14 protein-coding genes and 1 pseudogene are annotated in these 15,233 nt (G+C 32.2%); 4 read left to right on the top strand and 11 right to left on the bottom strand.

Annotated features, from left to right (window positions below; genetic code table 11):
* Positions 1-75: 75 nt before the first annotated feature.
* On the bottom strand, positions 76-1,029 hold the full coding sequence (locus R9X47_RS01625; RefSeq protein WP_432664945.1) for a helix-turn-helix transcriptional regulator: 954 nt from the start codon (positions 1,027-1,029) through the stop codon (positions 76-78).
* A 101-nt stretch (positions 1,030-1,130) separates the two neighbouring features.
* Here R9X47_RS01625 and R9X47_RS01630 point away from each other — a divergent pair, with 101 nt between their 5' ends.
* From R9X47_RS01630 to R9X47_RS01645, 4 genes and pseudogenes are all read left to right on the top strand, one after another.
* Positions 1,131-1,655, top strand: coding sequence for a dihydrofolate reductase family protein (locus R9X47_RS01630; protein WP_432664947.1), 525 nt, complete (start codon positions 1,131-1,133; stop codon positions 1,653-1,655).
* A 327-nt stretch (positions 1,656-1,982) separates the two neighbouring features.
* On the top strand, positions 1,983-3,518 hold the full coding sequence (locus tag R9X47_RS01635) for a DUF4489 domain-containing protein (RefSeq protein WP_432664948.1): 1,536 nt from the start codon (positions 1,983-1,985) through the stop codon (positions 3,516-3,518).
* Positions 3,519-3,888: 370 nt separating this feature from the next.
* Positions 3,889-4,458 carry a class I SAM-dependent methyltransferase gene (locus R9X47_RS01640; protein WP_432664949.1) on the top strand — a complete coding sequence of 190 codons (570 nt, stop codon included), beginning with the start codon at positions 3,889-3,891 and terminating at the stop codon, positions 4,456-4,458.
* A gap of 1,248 nt (positions 4,459-5,706) precedes the next feature.
* Positions 5,707-7,479 (top strand): annotated as a pseudogene (locus tag R9X47_RS01645) (multicopper oxidase family protein); the annotation flags it as partial.
* A 641-nt stretch (positions 7,480-8,120) separates the two neighbouring features.
* On the opposite strand, the gene R9X47_RS01650 reads toward R9X47_RS01645, so the two are convergent.
* The 10 genes from R9X47_RS01650 to R9X47_RS01695 all read right to left on the bottom strand — a co-directional run bounded on the left by R9X47_RS01650 (position 8,121) and on the right by R9X47_RS01695 (position 15,047).
* The gene (locus tag R9X47_RS01650) at positions 8,121-8,657 is read right to left on the bottom strand and encodes a DUF1697 domain-containing protein (RefSeq protein ID WP_432664950.1); all 537 of its coding nucleotides are present in this window, start codon (positions 8,655-8,657) and stop codon (positions 8,121-8,123) included.
* A gap of 49 nt (positions 8,658-8,706) precedes the next feature.
* Positions 8,707-8,910, bottom strand: coding sequence for a hypothetical protein (locus R9X47_RS01655; protein WP_432664951.1), 204 nt, complete (start codon positions 8,908-8,910; stop codon positions 8,707-8,709).
* 277 nt (positions 8,911-9,187) lie between these two features.
* Positions 9,188-10,324 (bottom strand): alpha/beta fold hydrolase, encoded by a 1,137-nt coding sequence (locus R9X47_RS01660; RefSeq protein WP_432664952.1) that lies wholly within the window; start codon positions 10,322-10,324, stop codon positions 9,188-9,190.
* Positions 10,325-10,415: 91 nt separating this feature from the next.
* On the bottom strand, positions 10,416-10,823 hold the full coding sequence (locus R9X47_RS01665; protein WP_432664953.1) for a DUF2809 domain-containing protein: 408 nt from the start codon (positions 10,821-10,823) through the stop codon (positions 10,416-10,418).
* Positions 10,824-10,915: 92 nt separating this feature from the next.
* Positions 10,916-11,434 carry a cache domain-containing protein gene (locus tag R9X47_RS01670; RefSeq protein WP_432664954.1) on the bottom strand — a complete coding sequence of 173 codons (519 nt, stop codon included), beginning with the start codon at positions 11,432-11,434 and terminating at the stop codon, positions 10,916-10,918.
* A gap of 77 nt (positions 11,435-11,511) precedes the next feature.
* Positions 11,512-12,303, bottom strand: coding sequence for a GNAT family N-acetyltransferase (locus R9X47_RS01675; protein WP_432664955.1), 792 nt, complete (start codon positions 12,301-12,303; stop codon positions 11,512-11,514).
* Between the two features lie 26 nt (positions 12,304-12,329).
* Positions 12,330-13,337: an LCP family protein gene (locus R9X47_RS01680; RefSeq protein WP_432664956.1), complete on the bottom strand. Its 1,008-nt coding sequence runs from the start codon at positions 13,335-13,337 to the stop codon at positions 12,330-12,332.
* A gap of 56 nt (positions 13,338-13,393) precedes the next feature.
* Positions 13,394-14,134 carry an AAA family ATPase gene (locus R9X47_RS01685; protein ID WP_432664957.1) on the bottom strand — a complete coding sequence of 247 codons (741 nt, stop codon included), beginning with the start codon at positions 14,132-14,134 and terminating at the stop codon, positions 13,394-13,396.
* A gap of 47 nt (positions 14,135-14,181) precedes the next feature.
* Entirely contained in the window at positions 14,182-14,925 is a 744-nt protein-coding gene (locus R9X47_RS01690) for a hypothetical protein (protein ID WP_432664958.1), read from the bottom strand.
* The gene (locus tag R9X47_RS01695; protein ID WP_432664959.1) at positions 14,913-15,047 is read right to left on the bottom strand and encodes a hypothetical protein; all 135 of its coding nucleotides are present in this window, start codon (positions 15,045-15,047) and stop codon (positions 14,913-14,915) included. The genes R9X47_RS01690 and R9X47_RS01695 overlap by 13 nt, the downstream gene beginning before the upstream one ends.
* Positions 15,048-15,233 lie beyond the last annotated feature (186 nt).

Raw genomic sequence — 15,233 nt, forward strand, 5'->3', positions numbered from 1 at the left:
GTCTTCAATACTAAATATATTAATAATTTTGAAACCAGTGTCTTTCTTTAATGAAGGTATTTTTCTACCTTGATTTTATGGTTTAGCACCATACTTATCTATAAGCTGTCTTGCAATTTCAATAACTTCAGTTTTTACTTCCTCAGGCTCAATTATTTGAATTTTATCTCCATATCCAAGGACAAATTCAACAGCTTCCCATTTTGCATTGAATTCGATAGTTAGTAAAGTAGTGTCTTCCTTAGAATGTTTATCAATTATAGATATAAATTTCCTGCTTTCTATATACCTAGATACTCCAGAAGCAGCTTCAATTCTAATTCTATATTTCGGTATTTTCTTCATAAAGTCAGAAGTCGACTTTTTCCAATATTCTTCAAGATTAAAGTTATGAGGCCTTTCAAATTGTAAATCGCTTATCAATACATTGGTAATCGAAGATACCTTATATATCTTAACAACATCATCAATAGCAGCTAAATACCAAATCCCTTTTTTATTAACAAGTCCAAGGGGTTTTAGGTTAACCTTTTTCTCTCCAGTAGCTTTAGCGTAATTAATTGCTATTTGACTAGCATTCCAAATGGCCTTCTGTAGTTTATATAAAATTTCTTTGTTAGTATAGTTAGTTTCATTCCAAGAATACATATCTATATAAATATAGTTTTGAATGTTTTCAATTAAATCTAATTGATGCTTAGATGCTGATCCTATTAGTTTTAACAGTGAGTGATAATTGAGATCTTTAATATCTAAATCGGTCAATACTTTTTGTGGAGGAGGTAGAAACAAATATTGAAGCTCCTCATCATTAAGCCCCGTTAAGTCAGTTTTATAATCTCCTAGAAGTTTAATCCCACCATCATGGCCACGATCGGTAATTACAGGGACACCCATGGTGGTTAATGCATCAATATCCCGATATATAGTTCTAATTGAAACTTCTAGTATATCGGCCAATTCTTTTGCAGTTATCTGTTTATGAAGTTGTAACAAGGAAATAATAGATAAAAGTCTATCTGCACGCATAAAAAAATCCTTTCTTAATATGACATAAGGTGTCAAGTTATATATATTATAATACATTTGAAGGATAATAAGACAATAAAAATCTAAGGAGGATAAGTGTTATGAGTAGAAAGGTTATTTTATATATTGCAATGAGTTTAGATGGGTATATTGCTCGAAAAAATGGTGATGTTGATTGGCTTGATGGAGATGGTTCTGATTCGAATGGTGATTCTGGCTATGAGGAATTTTATAGTTCTATCGATACAGTAATAATGGGAAGAAAAACATATGATCAAATACTTACCTTTGGTGAGTATCCCTATAAAGGGACTAAAGGATACGTGTACACATCAGAGCAACGAGATAATAATGAAAATGTTGTATTTACAGATGAGAAGGTTGAAGAACTTATTAAAAAGTTACGAGAAAAAGATGGTAAGGATATCTGGTTAATAGGTGGTGCTGGAGTTATTGATGACTTCATAAAGAAAGACCTGATTGATGAATACTTTATAACTATCATTCCATGTATTTTAGGTGAAGGGATTTCTCTCTTTAAAGAATACAATCCTGAGGTCAAGTTGAAATTGTTAAAGCATAAAGCGATAAATGGTATGGCTATGCTTCATTACTCTAAAAGGTAATCATGTGTTAATAAGGCAGTAATAAATTAGAAATTTAAAATAGGGGGATTATAATGAATTGCATTGCTATGAGTAATGCAATTTTTCTTTTTTTATGACACATAAGAGATTATAAATCTTTTATTCTTACTAGGAAATATGATACTACAGGAGAAAATCCATCACGAATTCAATAAAGTATCATATGATGTAGTGGAAAAAGAGTATATATGCTGTTTAAGTATTTTAAATATAAGTTATAGTTGTCGAAAATACAATCTGATCTTGATTATTCGTATAAGTTTAAGTTGAAAAACTATTTAATTATAAAAAAATGGAGGTATGTGAATGAATGGTAACCAGGGTTATGTAGAGCACAAAGCCTACAAATCAGACCAGGAATTTACTAAGTGCAAACTAAAGCATTCAAAACCTAAAAAGATACTACTAGAATGTGGTGAGGGAAGTGGAAGTAGAACCTTCTCATCACCTGATGATCAACCTTTCCAATTAGCCTTTGTTACTGTTGATACAACTTGTTTAAATAAGCCAGTAGTTTTAATAAAATTTTCTAGTCTTGTTAGTATAGATAGAGCCTCTAGTGATGGGATTATTACAGTTCGTTTACAGTATGAATTGTTTAAAACCTGTCATGGTGGACAGCCGACATCTTTGGGAACCTGGATGTTTGAACAAGTTAATATGAGTAGTAATAATTATGACAGCACTCTAGAGCAATCATTTAGCTTTATCTTTTGTGATATAAATACTTGTTCGGATTGCTGTGATTATTTCGTGATAGCTACACCTATCGAGATAACTCCAAGTCTTGCTACAGCAACAGTTTTTAATGGTAGAATGTCAGCAACTGTTCAATCATTTGGCGAATCTTTAAATAAGAGAAGTCATGAATTAGAATGTGATTGTACTGTAAAAAAAACTAAGTACTTGGAGTCAGAAGAAACGATATTAGCTTGTGGAGAAGGAACCGGAAATGTTATTTTTAGAAAGTTAGGAGAACCAGCAATACAGATAGCCAATGTTATGATTAATACATCATGTCCATATAAAACTAAAGTTTTAGTTGCGTTTTCAAGTATTGTGAAATATCTTGAAGTTGAATTTCCAGAGTCTTCTGTTTTACTTCAATTTGAATTATTTAGAGTATGTGATAATGAGAATCCAATATCAATAGGAATTTGGACATTTGAAGTTGGAGTTATGATAGCAAGTAATTCTATCTCAAATGCATTCGGTTTTAACTTCTGTGAACATGTGAGCTTTTTAAATAGCTGTGAATATTTTGTGGTATTAACGCCTGTTGAAGTAACTACTGGAAACGATCTGTTTGATAATACAATGATCAGCGATTCAAGAATGACTGCCATTGCTCAGACAACCAAATTTCTTGATAAATATTGTGAGAAGCAATGCCTAAAGCCTAAAAAGATATTACTTGAATGTGGTGAGGATACAGGAAGTAAAATCTTTACTTCATCAGACGACTCAGCCTCTCAGTTAGCACATGTTACTGTAGATACAACTTGCTTAAGTAAACCAATAGTAAACATTGATTTTACAAGCATTGTAAGCTATGATCGCTTAGATAATCCTTTAGATGCTTTTGATGGTCAACTTCAATTTGAATTATTTAGAGTATGCGATAAGAGAAGGGCAGAATTGCTTGGTATTTGGACGATAGAAAGAATAGACCAAGAAGATAGAAGTAAGGTCACAGAATCATTTGAGTTTACTTTCTGTGAAAGTCAAACATGTGAACTAGGTTGCTGTACGTATTTTGTTACAGTTACACCTAAAATTTTAGTGGGTGGCGAAATTATAGTAGATAATAGCAGAATAGCTGCGTTGGCTCAAGATGGATAGTAATCTATGAATCACTAATCTAATTAAAAGAAATATACTGAATGATGCAAAGACTTAAAAAACTATCAGAGGCTCTAAATAGTTAAAGTAGCAAAAGGAAAATCTTTGTAAGTATTCAGTTATACATACTTAAATCAGATAAGTCAAAAGCCTGCATTCATTGTGGATGTCCTATTGAAGAAATATATAAGCAGGATAACATGTAGATTGATTTTATATAACAAAAATGATAGAATATTCATGAAATTTCAGAGTGCTTAAAAGGACGAAATGAAAGTTTCATAGGTAAAGAAGGATATGTTAGTTGATATGCTCTAGTAATCAAAAGAGCGTTTATCATAATTTTATTTTACCTAAGGGGGGAGTAACTATGGGTCATGAAGAAAGAATGCATTTTATTATGGATCAAAAAGTGACTTTGGATGGAGATTTAAAAGGAAATATGATACTGGATATTGGCGGTGGAGGAGAGGGGATCATAGGTTTGTGCTATGGTAATAGAGTATTATCTATAGATCCTAATAGAGGAGAACTGGAAGAGGCGGCCGAAGGTCCTGTGAAAATTGTCATGGATTCTAGAGAACTACTTTTTTTAGATGACTCTTTTGATGCTGTCACATCATTTTTTACACTAATGTATATTGATAGTAACGATCATGCAACGGTATTTAAAGAGATTTATAGGGTTTTGAAAGACGATGGTCAGTTCATTATGTGGGATACTACTATACCTAAGTACAACAATGGTGACAAAGACATATTTGTAGTAAAACTTAGAGTTGAAACACCAATGAAATCAATCGAAACCGGCTATGGTGTGCTCTGGGAAAATAACGAACAAAGTATAGACTATTATGATGATCTTGGTAGGAAAGCTGGCTTCAAAGTTGTTAAAAGAGAAGTTAATGATCAAACATTTAAAATAGTATTTTCAAAGTAGCCAATAATTTGTTAAATCAACTGAGAGAGAAAAAAGTTAGATACAAAAATCAAAATAATCAATAGAAGAGTAAACATAATATAATTATGGTAATTAAATTATTCATGCAGAATAGAAATAATGATACATAAATTAATTAAACTAATAACATAAAATATAATCTTTAAAAGCATAAACATCAGCTTTTAAAGATTATATTTCATGATAAAAATTGGCTATATTTTTATTAGTATTTTATATTCATTAGGAATTATGTTCATGATAACTAGTAATTTTGTGTCAATAGACATATTTAACAAGAAGTAGTCATAATGAATACTTCATAGATTTGCCTTTCTACAACTATATCCTAAATATACATTTAAAATATAGTTTAAGAATTAAGAAAACATCCACTTTTACAGTTGTTATTCAATTAATCATCATATCTATTAACTCTTACATCTATAAATTATTAAATAATTATTGAATATTTTTTTAGATTTATTTTATACTAAATTGTTGATATGAATTTCATTTATAAATTATATATTTTACAAGCTTTATGATTATAATCCTATTAATTAATACATTCATTTAATTTCTAATCAATTTTATATGTTAATTCAATCAATATCTTAATTCATAACTAATTCTGCAATTACTTTTCATTTTTTCTTTATTGAGAATTGTTATCTTTTAGGACTAAGTATATCATTCCTTCCTATTTTAATTGTTCTAAACAGATTTATAGTCAATAAGATTCTTTATATTCATTGTGTCATCTTAATGCTCATCATTTAAAATATCTATTTTAAATGGCTGGACTTTAATATAATGTAAAGTATAATTTTTCTTATTATTTATGTATTGTCTTTGAAATTCTACTGTCATCAGTTTATTTTATTACCATATTAATATTATGTTAACTTGCTTGTTAATAATTCCATTCTACATATCTACATATAAAAATGTTTATAACTTGATATGCGTTATACAAAATGAGGATAGCATGCCTATCCCCTTACCCAAATTAGTTTTCTCATCTCCTGCATATTGTTTATATCGTCTTTTAACTCTCTACCCTAATCCTCATTCAAATATCCTGAGCTCTTCACTAATTAATTACGTTAAAATGCTAAGAACATAAATATTATGATACTTGTCACAGTTTTTTTACTTAATCATATATATATATTGCAAAAGAGCAAAGTGAAATCTTTTTTCTCTATGGATCTCTTGCAAAAAATCTATAAGGAGGCGATAGGGATGTCTCAACCTCTAGATCCGAAAACCATCCCTAAATATGTTAATCAATTGTTAGTTCCACCCATATTTAAACCTACTATTGTGAAGGACCCTATTACAGGTGAAGAGATAAGCTATAACTATACAATTAGTATGACTCAGTTTAAGCAACAGATACTTCCATTTGGGTTTCCGAAGACAACAGTATGGGGATATGAAGGCATTATTGAAAATCCGTATACAGGAAAACCTGCTTGTTTCCATAGTACGCCAGGTCCAACCTTTGAAGCTGTTCGAGGGATTCCTGCAAATGTTCAGTGGGTAAACAATATTACAGAACCAAATTTATTTGCAGTAGATCCTACTATACATTGGGCCAATCCCAATAACTTTCCACCACCACTACCACCTTTTAGAACGTTTCCTCCAGGTTATCCTCTAGCACAGAGCCCGGTTCCACTCGTTTCTCATTTACATGGTGGTGAGGTTAGATCAGATTCCGATGGTGGTCCAGATTCCTGGTTTACGGCCGGTGAGGAAAAAAAAGGACCAGCATTTTTAACTTCTCGTTATAATTATCCTAACGAGCAAGAACCTACTACCCTATGGTATCATGATCATGCCCTAGGAACCACGCGTCTTGGAGTATATGCTGGACTTGCTGGATTCTACCTACTACGTGATCCTGATAACAAGATAGCTCCATTACTCCCTAGTGGACCTTATGAAATTCCTATAGTTATTCAGGATCGCTCTTTCAATCGAGATGGCTCATTATTATATCCTAGCGTAGGTGTAAACCCTAATATACATCCTTATTGGGTTCCAGAGACCTTCAGCAATACCATTATGGTAAATGGACGAGTATGGCCTAACTTAGATGTTAAGCGTCGTCAGTATCGATTCAGATTTCTAAATGGATCGAATGCCCGATTCTACAACTTGAAACTTTCAAACGATCAATCTTTTATTCAGATTGGTTCAGATGGCGGCTTTTTACCATTTCCTGTGACTTTAAATGAACTTTTAATTTCACCTGGAGAACGTGCCGACATCCTTATTGATTTTTCAGAGTTAGAGCCTGGAACAACAATTATTCTTACTAACGATGCAAATGCTCCTTTCCCTGGTGGAGATCCACCAGATCCAGATACTGTTGGTCAGATAATGCAGTTTACAGTGATAGATTCGCTGGTAGTACCTCCAAATAAACTTCCAGCTAAACTGAATAAAATACCAACATTAACTCCTAATGTACCTAAAGAAATATTGACCTTAAACGAGACTGAGGGACCTAATGGTCCGATTATACAGACACTGAATGGACAAAAATGGGGAGCTCCTATATCAGAATTACCGATAGTTGGATCAACTGTTGAATGGGAACTAGTTAATCTCACTAATGATACTCATCCTATCCATGTTCATTTGATACAGTTCCAGATCGTAAACCGTCAAAATTTCGATGCTGCAGGTTATCAAGAAGAATGGCTTAAGCTTAATGGAGAACCACCTCTCCAACATCCAACAATAACACTACCAGTTGAACCATTCCTTGAGGATAATCCGATTGATCCCGCTCCGAATGAACGAGGATGGAAAGATACTATTCAAGCAAATCCTGGTCAAATCACTAGAATTAGGCTTCGTTTTGCTCCACAGGATGCTAACCCAAGAAAAGCTAAGCCTGGTGTAAACCTATTTCCATTTGATCCTACCTTTGGTCCTGGATATGTATGGCATTGTCATATTCTAGAACATGAGGATAATGAAATGATGAGACCGTATAAGGTTACATCTTGTCCTCTTCCAGTAGCCAATCCTCAATCTTGCTGTCAGGTTATGGTTGAAGGAGGAACTCAGTTAGTTCCGCCGGCATTAACTGATGACCCTGTTACGCATCAAGATGCAGTGATTGCTAAAATTGAGAAGGTATGTCCTGAAAAAGTTGTTATTAGTGGTTTCGTTCGTAGGACTATCACCTATACAGCCGTTGATGACAGTGGACTTGAATTTGAAAACGAGTTAATTGACGATATTCCATTCCAATGTGCAATTGATCGAGAAGACGCCAACGAAGATGATGTTTTTACAATAACAGGTTCAACTATATTATGTGAGGTTTTTAGTCGTACTCAAAACTTTGGAACACATCCTGTTACAAATCAACAAGTAGCTTTCAATTTTACAGAAAAGGTTATCGTTAAAGTCTGTATTAGGAAAGGTTGTTAATAAAGAAAAGGGACAGATCATCATAAGCTGTCCCTTTATTTCCTAGTTAGAATTTATATATTATTTCGTAGCAATATTATTTAGTACGTCATAATTATTTTATGTAAACATGCATTCTTGGTTGCACTTTTAGCAACTTATTTTCCTTGACAAGAGGTTTACTTAAAATGCTATTTTACTACAATCAATATACTTGTCTATTATTATTGCATTTTAGTAAGTATCTTTTTAATTGTATTTAGATTCCTACTTGTTAGATGCTCTTTATATTTTTTCTTTCCAAGCACTTTACTAAAGGGTGTATGTAAGGTGAACCCTTTTGGGACTAACCAATAGAGCTCTTCACCATTAATAGTAACTTGCTCACCTTCCATGGCCGTCGTTTCATCAAATTCATTATAAATTGTATTTCGAATAGATGTCTTATCTACTAACATCCAGTATAAGTGAAATGTATTTGAATCATAACTCATCGAATGGTCTATGACATCCATAATATCCTCTTTCGTTTTCAAAAAGATATATACTTCCCTGTTATAATAAGATGATAAATCATCTACAATTCGTTTGACAATTGCAGATTCATCCATATCATTACCTGCTGAAAATATAACATTTCCTGTGGCTAAGACTGTTACTATATTACGAAATCCAATTTTCTCAAAACGTTCTTTGATTGTTGTCATAGTCATTTTCACGCCGTTCAAATTAATTCCACGAAAGAATGCACAATACATCATGGTAATACCTCCTATAATGAAACAATATCTTTTATTCATTTATATATTACTAAATAAATTCACCTATTAGGACAAAAAGACCTACAACTGTAATAATAAGACTAATAGTAAAATAAAAGATCGATGTTGCTTTATCACCTATTGTTTTTCTTAGAAGCTTTGCTTTTCTGTGCTCCCAAAAAAAGTTTGGTTTCTTTAATGTACATGTAAATGTAAAAATACCCACGATAATTAATATTGCTGAAATCATCATTGTGAACTAGCCTCCTTTAAATTATAAGATTTCAAGATAAATTATAACAAAAGAGTATATAGACACACAAGAATTGTTAAAAAAATAGTTATAATAAGTTTATCTGACGCTAAATTTATATTCTGTGAGAAATAGAAGAGAAAACAGTACATGGATTAGAACTTCAAGAAAATAGTGTTTATCTCTGGTATGAAGAGATAAAAGGAGGACTTCATAAATTAAGGTAGTTCATCCCCCTACTAGATTTTAGATCTATTGTTTTTTTACAGTCTCATCATTATTCTTTAAATCCATCCAACCATTTTTTCATTGTATCTAATGCAAGACCGATGTTCCCAACTTGACAGTGATTTTGAGCATGTTCTTTCCTTGTAAATATGTAGTCTGTAACGGACTTGGCATTCTTTAACGCATTAACTTGTATATGATGCATCTTAACAGGTATAAAATGATCTTCTTCTCCAGTGAGAATTAGTACATCTTGTTTTACATCTTCAGATTTAAGGTGTTCTTCGTTGAATTCAAGAATTGCCTTTGCACTATCAAGTGGTGTTTTTGAGTGCGTAATGTACATTAGGTTGTCAACACCCCACTTTTCTTGCGGCACCATCTTGAGCTTGATATCAGTCATCCAGTTTAGAAGATTCTCATGCTTGAAAAGCCATCTTGAGAAATTGGCTACAAACTCAGGCGGAATTTTCATATAGTCATAAGCAATACTTAGTGCAATGACTCGTTTAATACGAGGCTCTAGTGCAGCAGCTCTGAAACACAGCCAACCACCCATGGATATCCCTAAAAGTGTTACACCACTTAGTCCGAAATAATCTAAAATAGCACCTACTGGTTTTTCCCACATATATGTGATTGGTATATTTTCCTTCTTGAGCACAGCACCCTGTCCAGGACCTTCAAACATAACGGTCTCATAGCCGATTTCTGAAAAGTATGATCCTATCGAATAAAACTCTTCTATAAACGAATCAAATCCACCATGGATGACTATAGTTCCCTTCTTAAACTCGCCCGCTGCTTCAAGCCTGATTGCATAAAGACTCTTGCCTTCATATGGAACTTTAATCTTCTGAATGTTGTCGTCCTTAAAAACCTTATTGTAGAATAAGTCAATGAACCTATCATATAGCTTTATCTTGTCAGGATCGGATGAATGAGTGAAGAACTCAGCCGCTCTATAATTGAAAGTACCGTTTAACAATCGCCCTTCAGCAAGTGCTTTCTCGGCCTGTTTGATCATAGATTCTTTCCAATCATCAAGAGTCTTGATCTCATTTGCTGCTTCCTTCATGTCTTCAATACGTGTATATCCAAGGGAATGCCAACGATTCATCTGATAATCAATAATTTTGACCTTATGAATATTGTGATATCCTACTGGGAAATTGAATTTACTCATAATTTCACTCCTATTCTCTACAAATTGTACTATCCACAATTAAATAGGCCATTAATATTTTTTGCTAAAATATATATTTTCTATTCATGCATTATAATATATACTTATTTAACTCTTTGCATTTTAAAATCTTTTCTAGCATAAGCACTATTAAAATTCCTACAACATAACAGACTATATCACTCCATAAGAATCCAAATCCCAAAACCAATCCTCCTATTTTATTAGTTCGTATGGCATCTATCCATGGTGCGTGATACAATTGGCTTATTTCAACAGAAACTGTAATAATAATTGCATACAAAGCCACTCTTAAACTCGATAGTCTTATAAAAATAAGGCCGATAATGAGGTAAATCATTATGGCCCAAAGAACATCAGCTATATAAGAAACTATCCACCATGGTAAAATACTTGCAAATTGCCTTGTACTTAAGCCTGCTAGCATAACGACTATAATAATAGAAATATAGGCGAATCTGCTTCTTTCACTAGTCATTTATTTATATATCCTTCCATAATAGTATTTATAGTATAACATAGTAACTTTATGTAAAATGATGCTAACTGTTATTGTTCTCTATTAGTTCATTATTTTATCACAATATCAATTCCGGCTACTCCTAATAACTCATCACCCTTATACAGTGCTTTAGCATAAGTAAGAATGTTTTCATCTGATCCCACATTCTTGTATATCTCAGAAACATAGTAGTTCTTTTCTTTTGACTGCACATACCAAGGCCTTTTTCTGCCATCATAGCCTTTAGGTAAGGGAGTTTCAGGAAATAAGAAGGTTTTTCCTTCATTTTCTGTAGTAAAATACAGATATTCAAATTCAATTTCTAATTCCGAAATAAAGCCTTCAAAAATATCAACTATTGGCTCTTCATTAATCTCTGAGGCTAATAAACTTTTTTCAAGTGAATCAAATCTCGATTGTATATACTCTAACTCGTCTTTGTAATCAATTACTTGCTCCGTTGGCTCTACTGCTTTCTTATCATGCTTTACAACACCTGCTTTTAAAGTAAGTTTGCATCCAGCAATATTAATTGTTAGTACTATTGATAAAACAAGAAAGAAAAGCTTTGTAACTTTGCTCTTCATATAATCACTCCAGACTCTAAACTATGTTTCTATTGTATTCATAGGTATATCAACTGACAAATATATCTTTGTTACTATTAATCACCATCGCTATCTGTGAGTCTAAAAAATAACTCTGTTTTTACCCCAACTTTACTGAATCCACATTTCTTGTACATTTCCTTAGCAGTGTCAGAACTATCAGTTATTAGATATGCTATTTCGATATCTTTCTCATGCAATTCCTTTAGTAAATGTTTCAGAACAGTTGTACCAAATCCTCTCTTCTGATATTGTTCTAAAATATCAAAGTCTTCAATTTTACCTACTTTATCATTAATAAATAGCTCGCAATTTCCTATTGGTCGATCGTTATTGTAGCATACATATAAATCTAGATTTGAATCCATGATCTTATACATTTCTGATTTTCTGTTAATCCTCTTTCTAGCAAAATCACTTCCCTTTCCCCCTTCATTTGCTAAAATATCTACATTCATCCCATCCCGTAATTTTTCTGCTGTATCTGCCTTGGTGACAGAGCAATTAGGGTTTCCCTTGAGCAAAGTATATTTTTCTGTTTCAATATACATATAGTCATAGCTTGATACTACAGGAGCTATAGGTAGTGAAGATATCAATTCTTTAGATATATTAAAATCACAAGCAATTTGCAAGAAACTCTTGGCCGATAATTGCCTTAATTGTAACTCATTTAAAATTAAATTTCTCAATCTATTTGAATCAGTATTATTATTTATGTAGGTAAAATTATGTGAATACATACCCTCTAAACTATTATCCCAAAATCTTATAATATCTTTATTCTCAAACCTTTCTGAGAAAAGCTTAACATATTCTATTTCCGTATCGATATATTTATTTAACATATTACTCAACACCTCTTTTATATAAATTAATTAACTAACATGCTATCTTGCTTATATATTTCTATTATCATTTTTTCTACCTCTTTAGGGTCATGACGAAAATAGGAAACGCCATCATAAATTGTTGTACCTGGAAGCGTGTATGTTTCTAAGTTCTCTTTCTTAAATCCTTTAGCTTTATTAGCAAGGTATGTGACTTTTTTTAAGTCTAAATCACTTTTGACAAATTTAAAGGCAGTATTAACGACAAGAGGCAACCTAAGGCTTAGAGTTTTATCTGCAGCACTTCTTAGAAATTGTTGCTGGGCTTTAATTCTTCCTAAATCACCATCAGGGTAACCAGTACCATCATTATTTTTTCTAAATCTTAGATATTGTATCGCTTGTTTACCATTTAGTTCTCTGTTACCCTTTTTTAAATGAATATGTAACTCAGGCTTTGCAAGTGGATCATCGTAATTCATATTGATAGGTATATTTACTTTCACTCCACCAAGTGAATCAACTATGTTTTCAACACCTCTATATGTAACACCTACATGGGCATCTATAGGGAGGCCACATAGTATATCTGACACTGAGGCTTTTGTTTCCTCGACGCCTCCACGTATATATGCTGCATTTATTTTCCTGTGTCCCAATGTATCATATTTGGTACCATTATATTTATTGTCAAAAAAGTAAGTATCTCTAGGTATCGATATCAAATCAACAAGCTTATTTTCTGGGTTAAAGCTTGCTAGTATGATTGTATCAGTTCTTGGACCTTCAAATCCTAGGAGCAATATGTTTATCCTGCTGCTACTTTCAATCAATTTTTCTATTTCACTTTTATTATCTTCTACTATTTCTATTTCGGTTTCAGTTTCTGCCTCTATTGGAATTTCTTCTTCAACCTCATACTGGGTCTCCTTTTCAAAGGCATTCTCAAGATTATCATCACTCATGAACTTCATAAAAGCCAGGACAGCGCCACCGGCTAGTAATGTGGAACATATAAATGTTATTATGAATACTTTGAAATATGACTTCATTGCTTATTCCTCCAATTTCTTTATTACCTTGTTATTCTTTAGTGATAATGATTCTTCTACCTTAGTATTTTAGAAAGAAACATCTCTGGACTGTTCAAAAAATCTCTAGTCAAGTTATAATGCTCTGTATCCTTATAATCTATCTGTTTTACTATTCCATCATTCATAGAATAAATTATACTATTAGGATAGGAAAGTAATATAGGTGAATGGGTTGCAATAATAAACTGTGCAACACCTCTAGATTCAAGCTCCCATATCATCCTTATAAAACCTAGTTGACTCTGAGGAGACAATGCGGCCTCAGGTTCGTCTAATATGTATATCCCCTTTCGTTTAAAGCGATTATTGAAAAGTGACATAAAGGATTCACCATGGGATTGATGGTGTAGCGATTTACCTCCATAGGACATATAAACCTCTTCTGGTGAATTCAATTCATCTTCAGCTAGGTCGTCTAGATAGTTAGCAAAATCAAAAAAGCTCTCAGCTCTCAAAAAGAATCCGTTATTTATTTTAGGAAACCATGATAGTTTCATTATTCTACCTAATTCGAAATTTCCTCTGTTATCGGATAAAATCTGATTCTTACTTCCACCTACCGTAGCAAAACCACATTTACTTGCTAGAGCTTCTAAAAGTGTTGACTTTCCACTTCCGTTTTCCCCTAAGAAAAATACTACATTGTATTCAGTATCTAAGCTATCGACACTTCTAAGTGAAGGTATATTAAAGGGATAGCCTTTAACGTCTCTTGATTCCTTCCAATTAAATTTGATTTCTTTTAAAAAAGACATTGAAATAAGCAAACTCCTTTCAAACTTTAGAATCTAAGGTTGATTACTTAATGTTTCAGATCCTGGATATCTTTAATATTTCCATTTTCATAGATATATTTATAAGATTTTTCTTCTTTATCTTCTGTAAGTAACCGCACATAAACTTGCGCTTCCTTTGCTTCGATTGCTTTGATGATAGAACCTATTCTTCTTAATTCGATTATTTCATTCCTTTCGTATCCCTCTTCTAATAAATAGGACCTAACAAGATATTCTTGCTTAGAAGTTCCAGCTAATGGTTCAGATAAATAATTCATTGTTATAGCTACTATGGCTATACCTATGAGATTAGCTGAAAAACTTAATAATCCCCTTTTATTATCTATATTTCCATCCTTTATAACAAATATAATATTTGCCATCACCAAGTTTATCATCCATATATGAGTTATAGGTATCACTAAGTGCTTATTAATCTCTTTTATGACAAAAAAAGCTATTATGTAGCTTATAGTATAATGTATTAACGCAATCTTATAACTACCTTTTATTCTTTTTTCAACAACAAAGTTAATCCAAGTTATTATTGCAACTATTAGATTTACATAAATGAAATCAAACATAGTATCCGATAGAATATGTATGAATACTATAATGGCCAAGGCCATAGGGGTATACATAAATAAAATTTCTAGCTTTTTCTTATTAGAAGCAATAAATTTTGACTTGCTCAGTTTTAAAGTATATCCTACTGCTATTGCTAAAATTAATAGCCCAAAAGGAATAAAAATCTCTCTTACTTCTTCCATTCACTGACCTCCATAGAGCTCATTATAAGATTTCCTCCAATAAACCTTTTGTACATATCATAACCTACTCCCAGGAAAATGAATTTTTGAAGTGTTACTTTATGTTGAACTACAATAGCCATATATAGCTCTCCTTAAGTTAGGTTTAGCCTTGTTAAAAGTCAGGACGCACTTATCATTTTAGCAGTTACTTTACTGTAATACAAATTTTCTATACTAGCATTCTACATAAAAATGCAAATTCCCCCTTACAATTTCCTTAACTTTTTCGATTTATAATCTAAGAGGATATTTAGGAATGGTTGTAG

Origin of the sequence: Wukongibacter baidiensis (genome assembly GCF_050888315.1) — a bacterium.
GTDB lineage: Bacteria > Bacillota > Clostridia > Peptostreptococcales > Caminicellaceae > Wukongibacter > Wukongibacter baidiensis.